At 69.3% G+C, this 22307-nt stretch carries 19 protein-coding genes and 4 pseudogenes; 15 read left to right on the forward strand and 8 right to left on the reverse strand.

All coding sequences use genetic code 11. The features are described from left to right. Nucleotides 1-102 precede the first annotated feature (102 nt). Nucleotides 103-219, forward strand: a pseudogene (locus tag PV734_RS40860) (PadR family transcriptional regulator); the annotation flags it as partial. Nucleotides 220-595: 376 nt separating this feature from the next. Here PV734_RS40860 and PV734_RS40865 read toward each other — a convergent pair. Together PV734_RS40865 and PV734_RS40870 are read right to left on the reverse strand one after the other, a co-directional pair. Next, nucleotides 596-1012 carry a hypothetical protein gene (locus tag PV734_RS40865; RefSeq protein ID WP_319294506.1) on the reverse strand — a complete coding sequence of 139 codons (417 nt, stop codon included), beginning with the start codon at nt 1010-1012 and terminating at the stop codon, nt 596-598. A gap of 117 nt (nt 1013-1129) precedes the next feature. Then, nucleotides 1130-1783, reverse strand: a complete 654-nt coding sequence (locus PV734_RS40870; protein ID WP_319294508.1) for a GntR family transcriptional regulator — start codon at nt 1781-1783, stop codon at nt 1130-1132. 123 nt (nt 1784-1906) lie between these two features. Here PV734_RS40870 and PV734_RS40875 point away from each other — a divergent pair, with 123 nt between their 5' ends. The 5 genes from PV734_RS40875 to PV734_RS40895 all read left to right on the forward strand — a co-directional run bounded on the left by PV734_RS40875 (nt 1907) and on the right by PV734_RS40895 (nt 5407). Beyond that, nucleotides 1907-2554, forward strand: a complete 648-nt coding sequence (locus PV734_RS40875) for an NAD(P)H-binding protein (protein WP_319098704.1) — start codon at nt 1907-1909, stop codon at nt 2552-2554. A gap of 190 nt (nt 2555-2744) precedes the next feature. Further along, nucleotides 2745-3854, forward strand: coding sequence for an NADH:flavin oxidoreductase/NADH oxidase (locus PV734_RS40880; protein WP_319294510.1), 1110 nt, complete (start codon nt 2745-2747; stop codon nt 3852-3854). Between the two features lie 92 nt (nt 3855-3946). Continuing rightward, nucleotides 3947-4378, forward strand: coding sequence for a VOC family protein (locus PV734_RS40885; protein WP_319098707.1), 432 nt, complete (start codon nt 3947-3949; stop codon nt 4376-4378). Between the two features lie 190 nt (nt 4379-4568). Beyond that, nucleotides 4569-4955 carry a nuclear transport factor 2 family protein gene (locus PV734_RS40890; RefSeq protein WP_319098708.1) on the forward strand — a complete coding sequence of 129 codons (387 nt, stop codon included), beginning with the start codon at nt 4569-4571 and terminating at the stop codon, nt 4953-4955. Between the two features lie 59 nt (nt 4956-5014). Beyond that, a complete protein-coding gene (locus tag PV734_RS40895) occupies nt 5015-5407 on the forward strand; it encodes a hypothetical protein (RefSeq protein WP_319098709.1) in 393 nt (130 codons plus the stop codon). Nucleotide 5408: 1 nt separating this feature from the next. On the opposite strand, the gene PV734_RS40900 is transcribed toward PV734_RS40895, so the two are convergent. Continuing rightward, complete coding sequence (locus tag PV734_RS40900) at nt 5409-6116, reverse strand: SDR family oxidoreductase (protein ID WP_319098710.1); 708 nt, start codon at nt 6114-6116, stop codon at nt 5409-5411. Between the two features lie 102 nt (nt 6117-6218). On the opposite strand from PV734_RS40900, the pseudogene PV734_RS40905 reads away from it, so the two are divergent. Beyond that, nucleotides 6219-7057, forward strand: a pseudogene (locus tag PV734_RS40905) (helix-turn-helix transcriptional regulator). 3 nt (nt 7058-7060) lie between these two features. Here PV734_RS40905 and PV734_RS40910 read toward each other — a convergent pair. Then, a complete protein-coding gene (locus tag PV734_RS40910) occupies nt 7061-7291 on the reverse strand; it encodes a hypothetical protein (RefSeq protein WP_319098711.1) in 231 nt (76 codons plus the stop codon). A gap of 182 nt (nt 7292-7473) precedes the next feature. Here PV734_RS40910 and PV734_RS40915 point away from each other — a divergent pair, with 182 nt between their 5' ends. Next, on the forward strand, nt 7474-7611 hold the full coding sequence (locus PV734_RS40915) for a hypothetical protein (protein WP_319098712.1): 138 nt from the start codon (nt 7474-7476) through the stop codon (nt 7609-7611). Nucleotides 7612-8155: 544 nt separating this feature from the next. On the opposite strand, the pseudogene PV734_RS40920 reads toward PV734_RS40915, so the two are convergent. Then, nucleotides 8156-8456: pseudogene (locus PV734_RS40920) on the reverse strand (nuclear transport factor 2 family protein). A gap of 131 nt (nt 8457-8587) precedes the next feature. On the opposite strand from PV734_RS40920, the gene PV734_RS40925 reads away from it, so the two are divergent. Continuing rightward, nucleotides 8588-9184: a PadR family transcriptional regulator gene (locus PV734_RS40925; RefSeq protein WP_319098713.1), complete on the forward strand. Its 597-nt coding sequence runs from the start codon at nt 8588-8590 to the stop codon at nt 9182-9184. A gap of 291 nt (nt 9185-9475) precedes the next feature. Here the strand turns inward: PV734_RS40925 and PV734_RS45970 are convergent, their stop codons facing one another. Next, nucleotides 9476-10123: a family 43 glycosylhydrolase gene (locus PV734_RS45970; protein ID WP_415924352.1), complete on the reverse strand. Its 648-nt coding sequence runs from the start codon at nt 10121-10123 to the stop codon at nt 9476-9478. A gap of 101 nt (nt 10124-10224) precedes the next feature. Between PV734_RS45970 and PV734_RS45975 the strand changes: the two genes are divergently transcribed. Beyond that, nucleotides 10225-10350: a hypothetical protein gene (locus PV734_RS45975; protein WP_415924349.1), complete on the forward strand. Its 126-nt coding sequence runs from the start codon at nt 10225-10227 to the stop codon at nt 10348-10350. Nucleotides 10351-10477: 127 nt separating this feature from the next. Here the strand turns inward: PV734_RS45975 and PV734_RS40935 are convergent, their stop codons facing one another. Beyond that, nucleotides 10478-11476, reverse strand: coding sequence for an arabinan endo-1,5-alpha-L-arabinosidase (locus PV734_RS40935; protein ID WP_319294512.1), 999 nt, complete (start codon nt 11474-11476; stop codon nt 10478-10480). Nucleotides 11477-12340: 864 nt separating this feature from the next. Between PV734_RS40935 and PV734_RS40940 the strand changes: the two genes are divergently transcribed. The 5 genes and pseudogenes from PV734_RS40940 (at nt 12341) to PV734_RS40960 (ending at nt 18680) form a co-directional block, all read left to right on the forward strand. Then, entirely contained in the window at nt 12341-12574 is a 234-nt protein-coding gene (locus PV734_RS40940) for a hypothetical protein (protein WP_319294514.1), read from the forward strand. Between the two features lie 126 nt (nt 12575-12700). Beyond that, nucleotides 12701-13414, forward strand: a pseudogene (locus PV734_RS40945) (SGNH/GDSL hydrolase family protein); the annotation flags it as partial. 201 nt (nt 13415-13615) lie between these two features. Continuing rightward, nucleotides 13616-14671, forward strand: a complete 1056-nt coding sequence (locus PV734_RS40950) for a glycoside hydrolase family 5 protein (protein ID WP_415924350.1) — start codon at nt 13616-13618, stop codon at nt 14669-14671. 469 nt (nt 14672-15140) lie between these two features. Further along, nucleotides 15141-16508: a ricin-type beta-trefoil lectin domain protein gene (locus tag PV734_RS40955; RefSeq protein WP_319098716.1), complete on the forward strand. Its 1368-nt coding sequence runs from the start codon at nt 15141-15143 to the stop codon at nt 16506-16508. Nucleotides 16509-17099: 591 nt separating this feature from the next. Continuing rightward, nucleotides 17100-18680 carry a glycoside hydrolase family 27 protein gene (locus tag PV734_RS40960; RefSeq protein WP_319294516.1) on the forward strand — a complete coding sequence of 527 codons (1581 nt, stop codon included), beginning with the start codon at nt 17100-17102 and terminating at the stop codon, nt 18678-18680. Between the two features lie 188 nt (nt 18681-18868). Here PV734_RS40960 and PV734_RS40965 read toward each other — a convergent pair whose 3' ends face one another. Next, entirely contained in the window at nt 18869-22180 is a 3312-nt protein-coding gene (locus PV734_RS40965; protein WP_319294518.1) for a S8 family peptidase, read from the reverse strand. Nucleotides 22181-22307: the final 127 nt, after the last annotated feature.

A 22307-nucleotide genomic window follows, 5' to 3' on the forward strand; every position in this document is an offset into this window, starting at 1 on the left:
TAAGTTGAGTAATCGCTAAGTTGAGTAGAGTATGAGGGTCGACGCCCCGCCGACGCTCTGCACGGGCCCAACGGCGTGCTATGGACAAGGAGGTCGACGACCATGGCTCTGAGGCATGCGGTACTGGCCGCGCTGTTGGACGGCGAATCCAGTGGCTACGAACCGGCCAGGAGGTTCGACGCGGGCATGGCCAACTTCCGGCTCGCACTGTCTCGACGGTCCATGAGGCGCCCTGCTGAGGCGAGTTGAACACCCGGTGGGGCGGAGTCGGCGTCACCGATCTGCGGATCCCGACTCCTTGATCGCCCGCCCCATCTGGCGGGACGCCGTCGGTCGGCGAAGGGATCGGCGTACTGCCTGACCACAGGGCTCACGCACTTGAGCGATGGCTGCACGCGTATGTCGGCGTCGTGGTCGTCTGCCGCGAACGGCTCGCGGGCTTACGGCGAGGCGATCCGCCGGGCGCCGGGAGTCACGGCGTCGACAAGCGACACCTCGGTCCGCTGCCAACAAGCGTGTTCCCGTTCGCCGTTCGCCGTTCGCCGCTCGACCCGGGACCGCGCATGCTGTTCGCGCCACGCACCTGGCTGAGCACTCAGGTGTATCCGAGTAGCGTGCGGACGGCGGAGCGGACGATGTCGCTCGGATCTACGGGGAGGCTGCACGATCGCCATGCGACGAACCCGTCGGGACGAACCAGTAACGCGCCATCTGCCTCGGTGCCCGCCATCTCGGTGAACACGGCGGAGTCACCGTCGAGCATGGGAGCCGTGATCTGCCGTACTTGTAGGTCCAGGCCATCTGTATCTGCTGTGAGCCAGCCGGCACCGTTCGGCCCGGCCGGCGGAGTCCACTGCGCCCCGACGACGTCGAGTGTGGACGGTTGGCGGCCACCGTTGGTGAGCCATCGATGCGGCAGGCGGCAGCCAGGTACCGCCTGATCGTCAAAGACGTCGACCTCCGCGGTCGCATCGGTGAGCACGGCGCCGGAGTCGGAGCGGTAGAACATCATCGCGTGCAGGTAGCCGGCGGCCAGTCGCGCGTACAGCTGGCCAGGAGGTCGGCGAGGGCTGGCGCGGCCCCTGTCCGGCATCCCCGCCCACCGCTGCAGATTCCGGCGGACCGGTCGTCAGGCCTGGTGGCTCGGCGTGCCGGTGACGACGTCCACCGCGTGGCGGCGGTGGGCGGCGAAGAGGGGGAGGGCGGCCTGGGGGGCGCGAGCGCGCAGTGCGGCGGCCAGTGCGTGGTGCTCCTGGGGGATGCAGCCGAGGTAGCCCTCGGTGCTGAGGCCGATGCGGGTCAGCAGGAACAGGTGGACCTGGCAGCGGATGGTCTCCCAGGCCGCGACGAGACGCTGGTGGCCGGTGGCGGCGAACACGGCGTCATGGAAGGCGATGTCCAGACGGACCATGGCGTGCGGGTCCGTCGTGCGGTCCATCGCGCCGGCTGCCTTCTCGATGGCGGCGAGGTCCTCCTCCGAGGCGTACGCGATGACCTGCTGGACGGCGAGGTCCTCGAGCGCGCCGCGCAGGCTGTCGAGTTCGGCGACATCCTCGGCGGACAGTGTCGTGACCAGCGTTCCGCGGTGCCAGGCGCAGTGCACGAGCCCCTCGCGCTCCAGTACGCGCAGAGCCTCACGCACCGGCCCCCGGCTGACCTGCAGTACGCCGGAGAGTTCGACCTCTCGCAGTGGTGCCCCGGGTGCGTATGCACCGCTGAAGATCGCCTCCCGGATCCGGTCGGCGACCTCGTCGGCCAGTCCGCGGCGGCGGGCAGGGGCCACCGATCGATCTCCTGTGGGTTGACTCTTCTCCATGTCCTGATGTTAACATTCCGTCATTGTCCCAATGTCAACATTAGGACAAGTGGTGAGACCGGGCATCCGGCCAGGAAGGAGACGATTCCCGTGAAGGTGTTCCAGATCGGTGCCGCCGGAGGTGTCGGCAGGAGGCTCGCCGCCCTGCTGACCGAGCGAGGCGACGAGGTGACCGGCATGCACCGCGGCCCGGCCCAGGCCGACACGATCCGCGCGGCCGGTGCGACGCCTGTGACCGGCGATCTGATCGCCGACTCTGTCGAGGAGCTGGCAGGCAAGCTCGCCGGGCACGACGCGGTGGTGTTCTCGGCCGGCGCCCACGGAACCGGCATGGACAAGACCACGCTCATCGACGGCAAAGGCCTGGAGAAGGCAGCCGACGCGGCTGCCGCCGCCGGGGTGACACGGTTCGTCCTCGTCTCGGTCTTTCCCGACGCGCTGCGCGGCGGCGAGGGCGGTGAGGGCTTCGAGCACTACATCAAGGTCAAGAAGAGCGCCGACGTGTACCTGGCGCGCACCGATCTCGACTGGCTGATCGTCCGTCCCGGAACCCTGCTGGACACCGCCGGCAGCGGCCGGGTCACCGCCGGGCCCGCCGTCGAGTACGGCGACGTACACCGCGAGGATGTCGCCGCGTTCATCGACGCCGCCCTGCACGAGCCCGCCCTCAGCCGCGTCATCGTCGAGCTGACCTCCGGCGAGACCCCCGTCGCGGACGCGGTCGCCCGCCTCGCCTGAGCCCGGCGTCCTGCCCGCCCTCGCATCTCCACGGCGTCTTGGGCGAGTCCTTCAAGCGGCCTACGCCCCAGTCCGTGCAGCCTTCGCAGGCATCCACACGGTCATCGCCTGACACCGGACGGCAGCCGACCCGTCCGATGACACCGATCACCGACCACCGACCACCGACCACGAAAGAAGTACCACCCGCATGAGTTCCCTGTTCACGCCCCTCACCCTGCGTTCCCTTCGGATACCCAACCGGGTGTGGATGTCCCCGATGTGCATGTACTCCGCCGCCTCCGAAGGCCCGGACACCGGTGTGCCGACCGACTTCCACCTCACCCACCTGGCCTCCCGCGCCGCCGGCGGCGCGGGCCTGGTCATGGTCGAGGCCACCGGCGTGCGCCCGGACGGACGCATCACCCCCTGGGACCTGGGTCTGTGGAACGACCGCCAGCAGGAGGCGTTCACCCGCATCGTCGAGGCCATCAAGGCGCACGGCGCCGTCCCGGCCATCCAGCTCGCCCACGCCGGCCGCAAGACGTCGATGGACAAGCCCTGGCTCTCCGACCGGTACGTGCCCGAGGCCGAGGGCGGCTGGCAGCCCGTCGCCCCCAGCTCCATCGCGTTCGGCGGACTGGCTGTTCCTCATGAGCTGACCGTGGAGGAGATCCAGCAGCTCGTCCGGGACTTCGCGGACTCCGCTCGGCGCGCACTGGCCGCCGGCTTCCAGGTCGTCGAGGTGCACGGCGCCCACGGCTTCCTGATCAACTCCTTCCTCTCCCCGGCCGCCAACCACCGCACCGACGCCTACGGCGGCAGCTTCGAGAACCGGCTCCGCTTCGCCCTGGAGGTCGTCGACGCCGTCCGCGCCGTGTGGCCCGAGGATCTGCCGGTCTTCTTCCGCACCTCGGCCACCGACTGGCTGACCGAGAATCCCGAGGACCAGCGCGAGGGCTGGACCGGGGACGACACCGTCCGCCTCGCCAAGGAGCTGCACGCCCACGGCGTCGACCTGCTCGACGTGTCCACCGGCGGCATGGTCCCCGACGCCAGGATCGTCGCCGGACCCAACTACCAGGTGCCCTTCGCCGCCCAGGCCCGCCAGGCCACCGGCATCCCCACCGGCGCCGTCGGCATCATCACCGAGCCGCAGCAGGCCGAGGACATCCTCACCAGCGGGCAGGCCGACGCGGTCCTCCTCGGCCGTGAACTCCTACGCAACCCCTACTGGCCCCAGCACGCCGCCCTCGCGCTCGACGCCGAGCCGACCTGGCCCGACCCGTACGCCTATGTCGTCGAGCGCCGCAAGCGCTGACATCTCCGCAACCGCGTCGCTGCATTTCCCCCGCCCGCCAGAACCGGTAGGCGCCAGGCACTCCCACGCCGTACGGAAGGAAACCCAGGCCCATGACCCGTCTCGCTTCCCCCATTCCCCGCTTCCACCTCGCTGTCCCGGTCGACGACCTGGACGCCGCCCGCCGCTTCTACGGCGAGGCGCTCGGCCTGGAGCAGGGCCGTAGCGCCGACACCTGGGTGGACTGGAACCTGCACGGCCACCAGTTCGTCACCCACCTCGCCCCGGCCCGTACCGAACAGATACACAACCCGGTCGACGGCCACGACGTCCCCGTACCGCACTTCGGGCTGATCCTGACCATCGACGCCTTCCACCGGCTCGCCGACCAACTACGCGCCGCTGAAACCGAATTCGTCATCGAGCCCTACGTGCGCTTCGCAGGCGAAGCCGGCGAGCAATGGACGATGTTCCTGCTCGACCCGGCCGGCAACGCCCTGGAGTTCAAGGCGTTCGCCGACGACTCCCAAGTGTTCGCCACCTGACTCCGCCGGGACTCTGCGGCGCGTCCCAGCCGTGAATCGGCAGGTACCCCAGCTGTTCATGGGCTGGTTGCTCAACAACCGGAACAAGCCCCGGTTCGGGTTTTGGCCAAGTGGCCACCGACGCGGCCTGACCCACGTCTCGACCAACCCGGCGCAAGAGCGCGCCCCAACCTCAGACCGGAGACACACCATGTCGAAACCGACCTATGTCGCTGACCACATCGCCATCACCGAAGTGCTGGAAAAGTACAACCAGGGCGTCGCCAAGGCCGACAGCGCCATCATGAAGCCCGCGTTCGCCGAAGAGGCGACGATTTTCGGCGTGGAGAACGGAAAGCTCTCCGGCGGTGCGATCACGGCCCTCTACGAGGGGATCGACAGGGATTTCCGACCCTCACCGGAAGGCCGCGCCGTGATCGCCTACATCAACGTCACCGGCACTGCGGCCAACGCACGTGTCGATACCAACGACGTCTCCGGCCTGTGCTTCACCGACTACTTCAATCTTCTGAAAGTCGATGGCACGTGGACCATTGTCAGCAAGATCTACCACACCAACGACGCGCCGAAATCCTAGATACGAACTCGGCCGGGTGCGCGTGGGTTTCTCCCCGCCTCCGCCCAGGGCACCTTCCTGTGAGCGCCGAACCGCCCGTCATCGCGATCTCCGGGCCGATCGGCGTAGTCAAGGCCGGCCTCGCGCTCGCCGACGAGGGAACGCGGCCCCCGTGGTGCGGATCGTCGGTGTTCGAGGCGTTCGCCGGCAGAGTGGCGCCGCGCCGGGCGTCCTGCGGTGGGGTCGGCCCGGGGCTTGCTGCCGGCCGAAGCGGCGGCCGGTCAGGGGGCGCTGACCGCGGCGCCCGGCGCTGCCGACGGATGCGGAGCGGGATCGGGTCCACCGTCGAACACTCGCGTCATCGGCACCCGCGCCGGGCCGTCGTCCTGGGCGGACTGCTCGGCAGTGCACGGGAGTTGGCCCGGGAGGCCGGGGCGCCGCGCGCAGTGGCGCCCCGGCTGGTGCTGTTGTGACTCACCAGGGCAGCGGACCGTCGGCGTCGAAGTAGCCCCCGGTCGGGCCGTCGGGACCGATCTGCGCCATGCGGACGATGATCTCGGCGCCCTGCTCGACGGGGTACGTGCCCGTGTTGTCGTTGAGGTCCGTCCTGATGAAGCCGGGCTCGACGGAGTTGATCCGTATGTCCGGGAACGCCTTCGCGTACTGCACGGTGAGCATGTTGACCGCGGTCTTGGAAGCCGGGTAGGCGACGCCCGGGTAGAAGTGCGTGGGATGCCCTGGGTCGGAGAGGTTGCTCAGCGAGGCGAGGCCGCCGCTGATGTTGACCACGACCGGTGCGGCCGAGCGCTGCAGCAGGGGCAGGAAGGCGTGGGTGACGCGGACGACGCCGAAGACGTTCGTCTCGAAGGTGTTCCGCATCTCGTCGGCGGTCAGGGTCGCGGCGGTGGGCACACTGTGGGCGTCGGCCCTGCTCGCGATTCCGGCGTTGTTGATGAGTACGTCGAGGCCGCCGTCGGCCTCGACGGTCTTGGCCGCGGCCTCGACCGTGGCGTCGTCGGTGACATCGAGGAGGACGAACCGCGCGCCCAGCTCCTCTGCGGCCCGGCGTCCGCGCTCGGCGTCGCGGGCACCCACGTAGACCGTATGGCCTGCGGCGATGAGCTGACGGGCGGTCTCGTGGCCGAGGCCCTTGTTGGCTCCGGTGATCAGTGTTGTCGTCATGCGTCCAGACTGCGGAGCGGTGGCACGATCAGCCGGGAGACCCTTCTTCCTGGGACTGCGAGTACCAGGCACATGCGGGGCCGGCGGTGTTCACTGGGGACCATGACGGCGACGGAACTCGGACAGGTGCTGCGGCGATGGCGCGACCGGGTTGCCCCGCACGCGGCGGGCCTGCCTTCCGGTGGCCTTCGGCGCGCGGCCGGTCTGCGGCGCGAGGAGCTGGCCCTGCTGGCCGGGATCTCGGTCGACTACGTCACCCGCCTCGAACAGGGCCGGGGGCCAACCCCTCCGGGCAGGTCGTCGGGGCGCTGGCCCGTGGGCTGCGGCTGTCGGGGGACGAGCGGGCCTACCTGTTCGGGCTGGCGGGGCTGATCGCGCCCGGTCCCGACATGGTGCCCGGGCATATCACGCCCAACGTCCAGCGGCTGCTGGACGTTCTCGTCGACGCACCCGTCGCGGTCTCCGACGCGGCCATGACGCTGCTGCTGGCCAACCCGATGTACGCGGCGCTGATGGGCGACCCGTCCGGCCTGCGTGACCTGGAACGCAACGACGCGTGGTGCAACTTCATGGGTGTGCCGACCAGGGTGCGGCATTCGCCCGAGGAACGGAGTGCCTGCGAGGTCGGCCCGGTCTCCCAGCTGCGGAGGACTGCGTGCCGGTACCCGGCGGACCGCCAACTACGGCGCCTGATCGCGGAGTTGCGTGCCAACAGTGAACGGTTTGCCGAGCTGTGGGACGTGGGCGCCGTGGGACGGCTCGAGGCCTGGCACAAGACGATCGAGCATCCGCAGGTGGGCCTGCTCACGCTGGACTGCGACCTGCTCCGGCTGGAGGAGAGCGGCCTGTACATGCTCGTCTACTCGGCCGAGCCGGGCACCCGGGCCGCCGACAAGCTGGACCTGATCTCGGTGGTCGGCACCCAGAGCCTGGTCGAGTAGCGACTACTCGGGCTTCATGACGTCACCGGCCCGCAGTGCGGCCACCAGGTCCGCGTTGCTGCCCTCCTTCAGGACGGTGAACGCGATTTCCGGCTCCCGCGCGCCGAAGGCGCTGATCATCGTGGGGACGACCTCGTCGCCCATGGACCTCAGGAAACCGAAGCGCACGTGGCCGTGCCGCGGATCCACGGATCCGCCCAGTTCGCCCACCGCCCGGTCGATGTGGCGCACCACGGGTTCCAGCAGCGTGGCGAGCTCGTGCCCGGCGGGAGTCAGCGTCAGCCGACGGCCCTGACAGTTCGGCCGAGGCGCGCGCCCGGGCCCGCGAGCGATGGGTAGAGCCGCATGCTCGCCATGGACACCAGGAGTACGCGAAACAGCGCAGCAAGTTCCTCGTCGGCGTCGGCGTCGGCGGCGTGACAGCCGTGGTCGCGCTCGGCGGCCTCGGCACGTATCTGCTCGCCGGCACCGAGTCGACGACATGGAGGGAGCACCGACCCGGTGGGGGAGTCGCCTGCCAGAGGTCGTCGAGCGGTATGACGTCCCTCTGGTGAGGGGACCACGGCGGTGGGATGCCCCCTCCACACGCACAGAAGCTGCCTTGTCGGGATGCCAGGTTCCGGAGGACGGCTGAGGAGACCGCGGTGGGCAGGATGCTCAGGCTCCGCGAGGGCCCGCCTCTGGTACTGGTACTGGCGCTGGTTCGGGCGTAGGGGCCGGGGCGCGGTCGGGGACCGTCGCGTCACAGGACGGGCTGGCCGCGGGGGTGCCGACAGGGCTCCGCTGGGGGGTCGGCGTCGACTCGTGAATGCCTGCGGCCTGCGAGGGCGGGCAGAGCGGGGGCAACGGCTGCCCCGTCCGATGGTGGGCCGCGGCGACTGAGGCCGTGACGCACGCCAGAAGGGTGAAAGTGCCGACACAGACCGCGAGTGGCCGCCGCCGCCACCTGCGGGGGGCAGGCGCGTCCCTCTCGCGGTCTCCGCCGGACCGATGCGTTCCATGTCGTGGAAGAGGGCTTCCGTCCGGACCGGTTTCCGCGTCAAAGGCTTGTGGCATGGTCCCCGGTCCTTGTGTCACTGAGGTGCAGTGCGTTCGCGGTCACTGTTCGGCGGTCTCTCGTGCGATCTGCTCGAACTGGGTGCCCATGGCCTCGGCCGGCGCCTGGGTGGCGGAGAGCGGGGGCACCATCACTGTGAGGTCCTCGATCCCGCCGTTCTCGTCGAAGTGCAGGAAGTCGCAGCCCTGGAGCTTCTTGCCGGCGACGCAGGAACGCGGCGGTCATCGCCTTGCTCGGGTGCGGCTTGAAGGCGATCGGACTGGTGAAGACGACGTCGTCGGCCGGCAGGTCGGCCACGGCATCCAGGTCACCGCTCTTCATGGCTTCGCGGAACGGGTGCATGATCCGCCTTTCATAGTCAACTATTTGAATAATCTACTTAGATAGTAGATGTGTGGTCAATCCTTGTCCACAGGGGCGGGAGCGTCATAAGTCACCTAGTTGAGTAGTCTCAGAGCTGCTAGGTTCTGTTCATGGTTTTGCGGAACGCGGTGATGGCTGCGCTGCTGGAGGGTGAGGCGTCCGGGTACGACCTCGCGAAGGGATTCGACGCGTCGGTCGCCAACTTCTGGATGTCGACACCTCAGCAGCTCTACCGGGAGCTGGAACGCATGGAAGCCGAAGGGCTTGTCACGGCCCGCGTCGTCGAGCAGGAGCGCCGCCCCAACAAGCGGCTGTTCTCCCTGACCGAGGCCGGGCGTGAGGCCGTACACGCCTACACGGCCGAACCTTTGGACAAGCCGGCGGTAGTCCGGGACGAGTTGATGGTCAAGGTGCAGTGCCTGGACGCGGGCGACATCCACGCGGTCCGCAAGGCCGTCACCGAGCGCATGGAGTGGGCAACCGACAAGCTGGCCCGCTATGAGCGGCTCCGGCAGCGCCTGCTCGACGGACGCTCCGAGGAGGCCTACTTCGCCGAGGCCGAGCGCATCGGCCCCTACCTCACCCTGCTGCGCGGGATGTCGTTCGAACGGGAGAGCCTTCAGTGGGGGGCAATCGCGGTGCGCAGGCTCGACCAGCGTGCGGCTGCTCTCCAGGCGAACGGTTGGCCCGGCGACAACCGCGCGTGACGACCGGCAGATCCAGAACCTGACGAAGCGCGACCAGGGTCCCGGCACGGGACGGGCCGGCCGATTCCTGCGCGTGTGAGCGCAAGGGCAGTGAAACCCGAAGGGGCAGCCGCAAAACCGGTGCCGCTTTCCAGGTGGACTTCACTCTGCGATCGGTCCCGTTGAATGCCAGGGGGGAACGGCCGAAACGATCCACGCTTACGGCCCCGTCGTGTCACTGGGTGCCTCGCCGATTCACGGAACGGGCCCGCCCCGAGCGTGAGCCCGTCAACCCGGCCTGAGCGCGCCCCACTACGGCGGAAGCCGCACACGACCACTGGCGTACGTCTGCTCCGTCGGCCGTTGAGCAGTCGGCGACGTCGCCGGTGGCCTGATTGATGCGTTCCAGGTGAACTTCCGCGCACGCGTCGTCCGGCCGTTGTCGCAGCCTTCGCCCGCGCTGTCGTTGGCGTGGTGGACGATCTGGCTCTCGGTGCCGTCCAGCGAGTTGAAGAAGCCGTTGTGCCCCGGCCCGTAGAGCCCGTTCGCGTCGTTGCGCTGGAAGACGGGCGTGGACCTCTTCGTCCAGGAGGAGGCGGACAGGGGGTTGGAGCCGGTCAACTCCAGTTGCCCGAGCTTGTAGTCGGGCGTCCAGCAGCCGCTCGCCGAGTAGATCAGGAAGGTGCGGCTGCCCCGCTGGAGTATCTCGGGGCCCTCGTTGACCGTCCTGCCTGAGCGCTCCCAGTCGTATGTGGGAGTGGAGATCGTCGAGAAGGAGCCGCTGACCGTGCACGGGTTGGACATTCGCGTGGCGATGAGGTTCTGCGTTCCGCCGCTCGCGCTGCCCAACAGATACAGGCTTCCGTTGATGGTCGCGACGCTCGGGTCGAGCATCCAGGCGCTGTTCAGCTGGTTCCTGTACGTGTACGGGCCCAGCGGGTCCGAGCCGGCGCTCTCCAGGACGTGGGTGCGCTGGGTGGGGACGTGGTCGGAGACGTTCTGGTCCGCGACGTGCTAGAGGTTCCAGTGGCCGTTGAGGAAGTGCAGCTCCGGCGGCCCAGATGTTGGAGCAGCGTGAGGCCGCGTGGCCCGTCCGCACCTGGACGCTCGGCGCGGTCGAGAGACCGGCAAGTGTCGGCGACTTCCGGATGGTGATGGCGTCGGTCCAACTCGTCGTCACCAGGTAGTAGTTGCCGTTGCGGGACGAGATCCAGAGGTCGATGTCCTGCTGGGCCTAGACCGGGTTGGTGAAGGAGCGGGCGCTCGCCGGGGAGCGGGTCATGGACAGTGCGAGCAGGAGCGCCGTCACCAGGGTCAGTAGGCGACGGGCCATCCGCTGCTCCAGTCGAGAAGGTTGATGCCGAGCTTCGGAGTGCCGCCTGCCTGGCCGTCGTAGTAGTGGTAGACGATCAGGTCGCCACTCTCGTCGTTCATGATCGACTGTCCGCCGGGGCCGACGTACCGGCCGTGCGACTCCAGCACGGGCGTACCACCGTTGTTCATCATGGCGACGCCGTTCCTGTCGGAGTACGGGCCGGTGACGCTGGTGGCCCGGCCCACCTTGACCTTGTACGTGGAGCCGGCGCCCGCGCAGCAGGTGTCGTACGAGGCGAACAGGTAGTAGTAGCCGTTGCGTTTGACGATGTACGGGGCCTCGACGGCCTTGGTGCCGGTGGGACGGGAGGCGAGCGAGTAGCGGGCGGTGTTGGACGAGAGCTGCTTCCCGGTCGATGGGTTGATCTGGATCATCTTGATCCCGGTCCACCAACTCCCGAAGGAGAGCCACCACTTGCCGTCGTCGTTGACGAAGAGGTTCGGGTCGATGGCGTTGTAGTCGTTCGACGAACTCGACGTGTAGACGATGCCCTGGTCGGTCCAGCTGCCCGGTCGGCCGGTCGTCGACGTGGCCAGTCCGATGGCCGAGTTCTGCGAGCCGAAGGACGAGACGGAGTAGTACATCAGGTACTTGCCTCCGTGGTCCGAGATGTCGGGCGCCCAGGCCTCCGGCACGGAGGAGTAGGCGCGCCACCAACTCGGCCGGCTGGAGAAGGCGTCCGAGCCACCGGTGAAGGCGGTGCGGTCGGTGGAGGTGCGGCTGCCGATGCCCCCGCCGGTGGCGTAGAGCAGGTACTGGCCCGACGATGTGCGGATCATCGTCGGGTCGTGGACCACGACCGAGCCGGTGACGGGGCCCGGGTTCGGATACGCGGACGCCGAGCTCGGGACGAGTGCGATCAGGATCGCCGCGGGTACGGCGAGGAGAGCGGTTCTACGGGGGGCTCTGCGGGCGACTTTGCGGGACGTGCGGCTCACGCGGACCCTCCGACCTGTTGGGACGTGTTCGGCTGCCGAGCGTCCAGCCTGCCCGGGCCAATTCGATGCGTTCGGTATCACGAATGCCGGTCACAACTTCGAACGGGAACGTAGAATCGAACGCCTCGCGCGTCAACGTTTCGCGCAGCAACTCCCATCACGACGGTCGTCGAATCACGTTCGACAACTCACTTGACGTACACCCACCGACGGCGCGCCCACCACATGCCGGTTCATGGACGTGCCGTCGCCAAACCGGGGTCTGGAACGCTTCGAGGCGGGTGACCGACGCCCTTGCCGTCGTAGCCCGCCTTTCAGGCCGTCGGGGCACCGATCTGCGCGACCCCGCCGTGCGGATCGGGAGCGACGGTGTCCTGCGCGCTGATCCTGACCCGGCCATCCAGCCACACCCGGTCGATACCGGGGGCCATGGTGAAAGGGCGGTCCCGAGTCACCGAAGGGGGGATGGGTGACCGGGACCGCCTGCTGAGGGCCGATGGCGAGGGAGTGCCACCGGCCGACACCGACTCTGCAAGGCCCAGGAGTTGATAAGCAGGCCCTGACCCGCACCGAAAAATGAGGAGTGCCGGCTGATCCGCGTCCACCTCGGCACGACGCCGGGATTGCCGCCGGGGCGGGTCCGCGCGCAGCAGGTCCGCCGCGCGGCACCCCGAACTGTGGGTCACGCGAATTCGGGCATGGTCGAACACCAAGTCTCGACAGAATCCTTGACGGCGCGTCAGGGGCTTCCTACGCTCCGTGGGAGCGTTCCCATGCCCGCCTGAGTGAAGGACCACCTTGCGGCCCGCAAGGGCCCCGGTTCACTCGGCACCCCCACGCATCGGAGACCCCAGTGATCGACGCATGCCTCGGCATCAGGCCACCACCGCGAAGATCCACGATCCGGTCCGCGGAGGCCGACCGGCCGGCAGCGTCACCACCGTCGCACTGACCGGCCCGCGCATCACCACGCCGCTCCATGACACCCAGTACCGCGCAGGCCCGGCAGAACACCGCCGACAACCAGCCCTGCACCCTGGGTACTTCTACGGGAACAACATGCCCACCTCGCCCCGCCCTGGCGTCCGCACTGCCTGAACCCCGCGCACCTGACCAGTGGCGGGCACGAACCAGGCGCGCCGACGTCGCGGGCACCACGTCGGCGGCGAGGCGTGCAGTCACTGGACCACCTCTCTCAGAACGCTCGCGCAGGAAGGGACTGGCATGCGCAGCACCCCGCCCTTACCGTTCTTCCGGATTCTTCTGACCCTGCTCCTGCTCGCCCTCGGCGTGACCCTCGCACCCGCGGTCGCTGCCACCCCCGCGGTTGCCCCCGTACGCATCATGCCGCTGGGGGACTCGATCACCGGCTCACCCGGCTGCTGGCGGGCGCTGCTGTGGAACCAACTGCGCAATGCCGGTCACTCGAACATCGATTTCGTCGGCACCCTCAGCCAGCAGGGCTGCCCCCAGGCGTTCGACGGCGACAACGAGGGCCACGGCGGTGAGCTCGTGACCAACGTGGCGAACCAGAACCTGCTTCCCGCCCGTCTCTCGGCGACACGTCCCGACATCGTTGTCATGCATCTCGGCACGAACGACGTCTGGAGCAGCATCGCGCCCGACCGCATCCTCACCGCCTACACCAGGCTGGTTGCACAGATGCGGGCGTCGAACCCGAACATGAAGATCCTCGTCGCACAGATCATTCCGATGAACCCCACCAACTGCACGGGCTGTGCCCGGCGAGTGGTCGACCTGAACGCGCGGATCCCCGGCTGGGCCCGCGCGACGAGCACAAGCCGCTCCCCGGTGACCGTGGTCGACCAGTGGACGGGCTTCAACACCTCGGGCGACACCTACGACGGGGTGCACCCGTCCGCCCCCGGCAACACGAAGATCGCCGCCCGCTGGTATCCCACCCTCGCCGCTCTCCTCTGAAGGGTGTGCCGGGCAGCCGGTTCCGCCTGCCCGGACGTCGGGGACGTCGCCTCCCGAAAGGGCATCCCCCAGGGCGAGCGGACGACGAGCAGCACGTCCGTGCCCCCGTCACGACCGTCACCCGCACCGCCGCCGTCAGCCGCACGGCACGAGCCATCTTCTCCTGAGCACACGGACCCCCCTCCTGGAGCCGCCGCCATGAGATTCCGCACGCGAACCACCCCACGAACGGCCGCAGTCCTTGCAGCACTTCTGGGTCTCCTCGTCCCCCTGCCCGGTCTCGCCACCCCGGCCCAGGCCGCGCCCACCGGCTTCCGCGTTCAGAACGGCCGACTGCTGGAGGCGTCGGGCAACGACTTCGTGATGCGGGGCGTCAACCACGCCCACACCTGGTATCCGAACCGGATCAACTCCCTGGCCCACATCAAGGCCAAGGGCGCCAACACAGTCCGTGTCGTCCTCGCCGGCGGTGACCGCTGGACTCGTAACAGCGCCGCCGACGTGGCCGACGTCGTCGCCCAGTGCAAGCGGAACCGGCTCATCTGTGTCCTGGAAGTCCACGACACCACGGGCTACGGCGAGCAGAGCGGCGCGACGACCCTGTCCCGCGCCGCCGACTACTGGATCAGCCTCAAGGCTGTCCTGACCGGCCAGGAGAGATACGTCATCGTCAACATCGGCAATGAGCCGTACGGAAACAGCAACTACACGAGGTGGACGGCTGACACCAAGGCCGCCGTCCAGAAGCTGCGGAGCGCCGGGTTCAACCACACGCTGATGGTGGACGCCCCCAACTGGGGCCAGGACCGGGCGTTCACTATGCGCGACAACGCCGCGTCGGTGTTCGCCGCCGACCCGGACCGCAACACGGTGTTCTCGGTCCACATGTACGGCGTCTTCAACACGGCCGCGAAGGTCAACGACTACCTGAACCGTTTCGTGACGGTGAAACTCCCCATCGTGGTCGGGGAGTTCGGCCACAACCACTCCGACGGCAACCCGGACGAGGACGCCATCCCGGCCGCCGCCCAGCGCCTCCGCCTCGGATACCTGGGCTGGTCGTGGAGCGGCAACAGCAGCGACGTGCAGTACCTGGACCTGGTCACCGGCTTCGACCCCGACCAGCTCACCAGTTGGGGCCGGCGCCTCTTCGACGGAACGAACGGCATCGTCGCCACCGCCAAGGAGGCCGCGGTCTTCACCGCTGGCGCCATGGCCACCGACCGCGAGGCCGTTCCCCGGCACCACCACTGACGCAACCCTGCCCCGATGTGTCATGCGCAGGCCATCCGCCGGCCATGTGCGGCCGGCCGCACATTCGGCGTGACTCCCGTACCGTTCCTGTGGACTGAGCGGGAGTGAGTCCGTTCAGCCGCGCGCCCCGAACGGTCTTGGGCGAGCTGGTCCCCGGCGTACTCGACCCCGGGTGGCGACACGCATCGTGTGCGTGGTCCGGGCCCGGGAGGCCAGTTCCCTATGCGGCCTGGGCAGTTGGGTACGGCCAGGGGGCGGCGGGGAGGCCCTGAACCATCCTCTGGTGGAGCAGGGGCCCCGCACGCTGGCGCCGTACCCGGTGTCCCAGGTCGCACGATCACGTTAGCCCGAACAGCCCAGACCACCACAAGCCCGCACGCGAACGATCACACGATCGAGCTAATCCGGCCTTATATGCACTCCTTGGCGAGCAGCTCCAACCCCCCACAGAACATGGAGGAACAGGACGATGAACTCGAGCATCACCGCCGTCCCGGCGTCCGGCGACGCCCCCGCCCGCCCGACGAGATCCCGCAGGAGGAGCAGGTCTGTCACGTTGAAGGCGGCCGTGGGCGCGGCCGTGACCGGCCTGATCACCGCGCTGGTGGCGATCCAGCCGGCATCGGCGCAGTCGCCGTCGGCCGCGGCCAACCCGTACGAGCGGGGCCCGGCTCCCACGGTGAGCAGCGTCGCGGCCCAGCGGGGCACGTTCACGAGCGCGGAGGTGACCGTGCCGCCCGGCAACGGCTTCAACGGCGGGAAGATCTACTACCCGACGGACACCTCTCCGGGCACGTGGGGTGCGGTCGCGGCGGTGCCCGGTTACACCGCCCGATGGTCTGCCGAAGGCGCGTGGATGGGGCCATGGCTCGCGTCCTTCGGGTTCGTCGTCATCGGTATCGACACCAACAGCCCCAACGACTTCGACACCGCCCGCGGCACCCAACTGCTCGCCGCGCTGGACTACCTCACCCAGAGAAGCCCGGTGCGCGACCGCGTCGATCCCAACCGGCTGGGCGTGCTCGGCCACTCCATGGGCGGCGGCGGCGCCATCAGCGCCGCCGAACGCCGGCCGTCGCTGAAGGCGGCCGTGCCGCTCGCGCCCTTCTCCCCGTCACAGAACCTGTCCAGCCTGCGCGTTCCCACGATGATCATGGGTGCACGGGACGACGGCACGGTCACCCCGTCCTACCTCAACGGGCTCTACGGCGGCATGCCGGCCGCAACGCAGAGCGCCTACATCGAGCTCACCAGCGGCGGCCACGGCTTCCCCACCTGGGGGAACTCCAACGTGACGCGCCGTACGATTCCCTGGCTAAAGATCTTCCTCGACAACGACACCCGCTACACCCAGTTCCTGTGCCCGTCGCTCGCGGACAGCAGTGGGGTTTCCCGTTCCCAGACCAGGTGCCCCTACGTGCCGCCAGGCGGCTCGACCACTCCGCCGCCGAGCGGTGGGCAGATCGTCGGCGCCGGCTCCGCTCGCTGCCTGGACGTGGCGAACTCGTCACAGACCAACGGCGCCCAGGTTCAGCTGTGGGACTGCGCGGACCGGCCCGGTCAGAAGTGGGCGCGCACCGACACCGGGGAAGTGCGGGTGTACGGCAACAAGTGCCTGGACGCCGAGGCGTCGGGGACCTCCCCCGGCACCCGGGTCATCGTCTGGGACTGTCATGGCGGGCAGAACCAGCGCTGGAACGGCAACGCCAACGGCACCATCACCAGCGCCGGATCCGGTCTGTGCCTGGACACGAACAGTGGCGGTACCGGGAACGGCACCCAGACCGTCCTGGAGAACTGCAACGGCGGGTCCAACCAGCGCTGGACCGTCCGATAACGAGGACTGAACCCGATCCGGGACGGAGACCGAAGTGTCGCTCAACGCGCGGTACTTGGCACGATGACGGCACCCCTGCGGCCCGGGCACCCGGCGGGCCGGAGGGGGACGGCATCGCCGTACTCCAGTGGGCTCGCGCAGACCTGGGCATGGTCCTCGCACCGTCGTGTGGCTGTCAGACGCGGGATGCTCGGTACGTCACTCGCCGCGTCGACCGGCCTCGGCCGCGTCCCGGTGACCGGTGACCGGCAGCGTCCGCAGCGCCGATGGCAGACCCGGGCATATTCCATCCGAGCACATCGCGAACGGCACGAGGCGCCGGCCCTCGCAACGGCCCTGACAGACCTCTCCGGCTCTTCCCGCACCCTCTGCCTCAACGGCTGGACACAGGGCCACCGACAGACCTGCCGCGCCGAAGCGACGCGGTGGCCCTTGGATGCCAAGCGTCCAGTTCAACCTGCTGGTCAGCTTCAACCTGCTGGTCAGCGCAGACAACAGCTGCATCGGACACGACATCGGCCACTGGCGCACAACGGGCTCGGGCCCACGCTCGACGCCCTCGGACACGCACGACCGATCGAGGAGAAACCCATGCTCAGGCTCATCCGCGCGGTGCTGTCGGCGGCTCTGGTCGCCGCCGCGGTACCTATCGCTCTCTTGGCCGCCCCCCAGGCCCTGGCGCTCGACAACGGCCTTGCCCGTACCCCGCAGTTGGGCTGGAACGACTGGAACAGCTTCGGCTGCAACGTGAGTGACCGTCTGATCCGGGAGACCGCCGACGCGATGGTCTCCAGCGGCATGGCCGCAGCCGGCTACCAGTACGTCAACATCGACGACTGCTGGTCGACACGGAACCGTGACGCCAACGGAAACCTGGTCCCGGACCCCGCCAAGTTCCCCAACGGCATGAAGGCAGTCGCCGACTACGTGCACGGCAAGGGGCTGAAGCTCGGCATCTACTCGTCGGCCGGCCTGACCACCTGCGCCGGTTACCCCGCCAGCCTCGGCAACGAGCAGCGTGACACCAACCTGTGGGCGTCCTGGGGTATCGACTATCTCAAGTACGACAACTGCGGTGACCACCAGGGCCGCAGCGGCCAGGATCGCTACACCGCCATGCGTGACGCACTCGCCAGGGCAGGCCGCCCCATCCTGTTCGCCCTCTGCAACTGGGGCAACGACCAGGTCGGCAACTGGGGCCCCGCCACCGGCAACTCCTGGCGCAACACCGGCGACATCCAGGCCAACTGGAACTCCGTGATGGGCATCCTGGACGCCCAGCCCGGCTGGGCGGGCCTCTCCCGGCCCGGTGCCTGGAACGACCCGGACATGCTGGAGGTGGGTAACGGCCTGTCCGACACCGAGTCCCGAGCCCACTTCAGTCTCTGGGCGCTGCTGAACGCGCCTCTGATCGCGGGCAACGACCTGCGGACCATGAGCGCCGCCACCAAGTCGATCCTGACCAACACCGAGGTCATCGGGGTCAACCAGGACTGGGGCGGCCGGCAGGGCAACCGCATCGTCGACAACGGCAACACCGAGGTGTGGACCAAGCCGATGGCCAACGGCTCGGTCGCGGTGGTGCTCCTCAACCGCGGCGGCGGCACGGCCACGGTCTCCACTTCCGCCACGCAGATCGGCCTCGGCGCGGCGTCCAGTTACTCGGTACGCGACCTGTGGGCGCACACCACCAGCACGACCAGCGGCTCCATCAGCGCCTCCGTCCCCGCCCACGGCGCCGCGATGTACGTGATCTCCGGCGGCGGGACGCCGCCCGGCAACAGCACCTACTCACTGAAGGGCCAGGGCTCCGGCCGCTGCCTGGACATCACCGGCGGTTCCCAGGCCAACGGAACCCTCGCCGAGATCTGGGACTGCAACAGCGCGACCAACCAACAGTTCACCAGCACCGGCGCGGGCGAGCTGCGGATCTACGGCGGCGCCAAGTGCCTGGACGTCGTCGGCGCCGCCACCGCCAACGGCACCGCCGTGAACATCTGGGACTGCAACGGCCAGTCCAACCAGCAGTTCCGCCTCAATACCGACGGCACCGTCACGGCCGTCCAGTCCGGTAAGTGCCTCGACGTCATCGGCGGCGCGACCGCCAACGGCACCAAGATCCAGATCTGGGACTGCGGCGGCGCAGCCAACCAGAAGTGGGCCCGGGTCTGACCGATCGCTGCTGACCGACACCGTCCGGGCCGAGAGCCACGGGTTCGGCCCGGACAGCCGACACCAGCGGGGCACGGAGCCGTAGGGGAGGGAGCGCCACCGTTCTGGGCGGGACGGGGGGACCCTGCATTCGTCGACGGGGGCAGAAAGGCCGGGCCGACCACGGAGCGGTCGGCCCGGCGATGGTGTCAGCCCACGGTGTAGGTGTACGGGATTCCGGTGATCTCGGAGCCGTTCGCCGCACCCGTCGCGGTTTCGGTGTCCACGTAGAGGATCCCGTGGACGACCGTGCCGACGGGTGCCGTCGGGGCGAGGGTGAGGGTCATCGTGCCCGTCCTGCCGGCGGCGACGGGGAGCGAGTGTTCCTCCGCGCTGTAGTCCCAGAACTGGCCGGTCGACGCCTGCGCCGCGGGGTCGACGGGCTGGGTGGTGGCGGTCACGGTCACCTTGGCGGTGCCCTTGGGTGCGGCGGTGTCCTTGAACGGGCCGGGTGCGGACACGCCCACGTACCAGCTCCCCGCGGCCAGTTGGTCGGCGGTGGCCGTGGCCGTCACCGATCCGTCGGGACCGGGTACGCCCAGGACCTCGGGCGCAGCGGTCCAGGGCAGGATCGACGCGTCCACGGGAATGTCCGCGGTGACCGTGGCCCGCAGGGCCGTGGTGTGGGTGGGGACCCACCAGGACGGCTCGTCGCCGTTCACCGGGACGGTGGTCCTGCCGTCGACCTCCGGGAGGACGACGTCGGCCGGGCCGGCCAGGCGCGGGTCGAGGAAGTAGGACCGGTTCGCCGGCCCCGGGTTGGGCACCCGCACCGCGACCTTGAGCTCGCTGCCCTGCCTGATGACGAATGCCGGGCTGTTCGGAAGGCCCGGGGCGGTGGCGGTCACGGCGTCGAGACGGACCCTGCCGGTGACCTGCTGGCTGATCTCCTTTCCGCTGACGGCGTCCGGTACGGACACGATCAGCGTCCAGCGTCCGGGGGCGGGCCGGTCGACGGTCAGGCTCGCGTACTTCGTCGGGGTCGTCCCCTTGTCGCCGGTCCGGTTGACGTCGCGGGCGAGGACCTGCTGCTGAGGGCTGATCAGGTAGTAGTCGAGTTCGGTGCCGGCGTCCTGCGCGGTGAGGTCGACCGTCAGGTTGCGTCGGTTCGCCGGGACGTCGAGGTGGTAGCCGTCGGTCTGGCCGACATCGCGGCCGACACCGCCGGTGATGCGGGTGGTGAACGAGGTGCTGTGACCCGGCGCGGGGTCGACCGGGACCAGCGTGCGCCGGGCCACCGGCAGCGACAGCCGTGTCCCGGTGTCCGAGGCGAACTGCAGGGAGAACGGGGTGTCACCCGCCGGGCGCGGAATCGGCACGGTCACGGGGAAGACGGCCGTACCGCCCGCCGGAACCGTCCTGGTCTGTCCAGGTACGCCCGCCGAGGTCCAGCGGTGGCCGGTGACCTGGATGTGCAGAGGGCCGCGGTAGCTGCCGGGATCCATGTTCGCCCACTGCAGACCGTCCATGCCGAAGCTCCACAGCACCTTGACGGTCCAGTTCCCGGGAGCCGGGTCGCGCACGTCGACGTACTGGTGGTTGCTGTGACCGCCGCCCCCGTAGTCGTAGCCGACCTGGACCAGCCGGCCCTTCGGGTCGAACACGACCGGAATGAGGAAGCCCGACTTGTCCGTGCCTGGCCAGGCCGTGGTCACGTCCATGAAGGGGGTGCCCTTCGGCACCCGGACGGTGAACGGCTTGACGGCGAGCCGGCCCTGCGGAGTGTCGCCCAGGGGCGCGGCGACGGTGACGGTGCGCGCGGAGCGGAACGTCGTCGAGCCGGCGGTGCGGGAGGTCATGGTGACCTTCTGCGGCCGGTTCGCGGTGTTGGTCAGGGTCACGGTGGTGCTGTGGGCGGTGCCCGGGCGGCCGGTGAGGTCCAGCTGGGCGGCCGAGGGGACGAGGGATGTGCTGTCCGCCCTCCCGCCGGTCGTGTCGAGAGCCCGGGCCGCCCGGACGGCGGTGTCGGTGTTCAGCAGTCCGGCGCCCTGCTCGTCGGAGGGGACGCCCAGGTCGGTGGCCGTGCCGGTGAGGAGCCGCTTGACCAGGCCGGGGGCCGGGCGGGACCCGTCGTGGGTGCCCTCGTACGCCTGGATGACGTCGGCCGCCGCGCCCGCCACGAAGGGCGCCGACTGGCTGGTGCCGCCGAATATCTGGGTCTGCTGCGAGCAGCCCGTCCAGCGCGGGCCTGGGGTGCAGGCGGCCATGTCGTACGCACCCGGCGCCACCATGTCGACCAGCTTGTTGCCGGGCGCGGTGCCGCCGGAGGAGAGCGCGGCGATGTTGTCGCTGGCCCAGCCCGGGTATCCGTACCCCCGGGCCATCAGCCGCACCGAGGTGGAGGCGCCGACGCCGATCACCTGGGGGTCGCTGGCCGGGGAGCCCATGGTGCCGGAGACACCGGAGTCCCCGCTGGAGACCACGACCGTGGTCCCGGCGGAGACGGCCGCCCGGTCGGCCAGCCGGATCGGGTCGGTGGCGGCGTCCGGGTAGTAGTTGGCGCCGAAGGACTGACTGAGCACGTCGGCGTGGTGCTCGACGGCGTACTGGATGGCCTGGACGAAACCGGAGGTGTAGGCGGCGGTCTTCTCGCCGAAGATCTTCAGGCTCATCAGCTCCGCGTCCGGCGCGAAGCCGCGGATACGGAAGGTGCAGCCCTTGGGCACCTTGGTGGTGAAGGGCAGTTGCTGCGCCATGTCGTACGTCCGGCTGCCCTGGGCGGCGAGGGCACTGGCGTCGCCGAAGGCCTCCGCGCCGTCGGTGGTCTCGTTCGTGCCCGGGCCGACGAAGTCCTGGAAGTCGGTGATCACATGGCTGCCGTCGGGGCGGACGAACTCCGGGTTGTCGACGTCGATCCCGTCGGCCATGAAGGCGACCTTCACGCCCTTGCCGGTGGCCAGCTTCTGGGCGGCGTCGGTCTTCGTCAGCGACAGCCCCTCCGGCTCGACGACCGGGTGGTTCGGGTCCTTGGGGCAGGCGGTGGCGGTCGTACCGGTCGGGGAGCCGGCCGCGCCGGTGCCCGCGGTCCTGTGCAGCTGTGGCCGCCGTATCGGCAGGTCGGGCACGACGGCGGCCACCTGCCCGTTCGCGCGTATGCGAGATATCGCCGAAGGCTTCAGCGTCGCGGCGACGGCGTTGAGCAGACTCATCCGGGTGACGTGCGTGGCGCCGTTGTCCTTCAGCAGCGACAGGACCGGTGCCTGATCGCCGGTCACCGCCCTGTCGCGTCGCGCGGTGTTCGTTCTGGGTGACAACTCCGGGTGCTGGTCGCGCAGCAGCACGATGACACGCTGCGCAGCGCCGGGGGCGGTGCTCGCGTTGCCGGTCGGTGCGGGGAAGGGGGCGTCGGCTGTGTCGGTGGCGGCCACCGTGGGGGTGACGCCCAAGGTGAGAACGCTCAGCAGGAGCGCCCCGGTGAGGGCAACTCGCTTACCGGCTGCGCCCGTTGTTCTGTTGTGCATGCAAGTCTCCGCTGGGAGTGGGGGGTTGGACCGTCCATGGACAGCCGCCCGTCGATCTTGTCTCCCGTGGCGGACACATAGGCTCTTTGTCGGTTAAACAGTTGTTGATCTTCCGGAAAATGAGGGC

Origin of the sequence: Streptomyces sp. AK08-02 (genome assembly GCF_033795085.1) — a bacterium.
GTDB lineage: Bacteria > Actinomycetota > Actinomycetes > Streptomycetales > Streptomycetaceae > Streptomyces > Streptomyces echiniscabiei.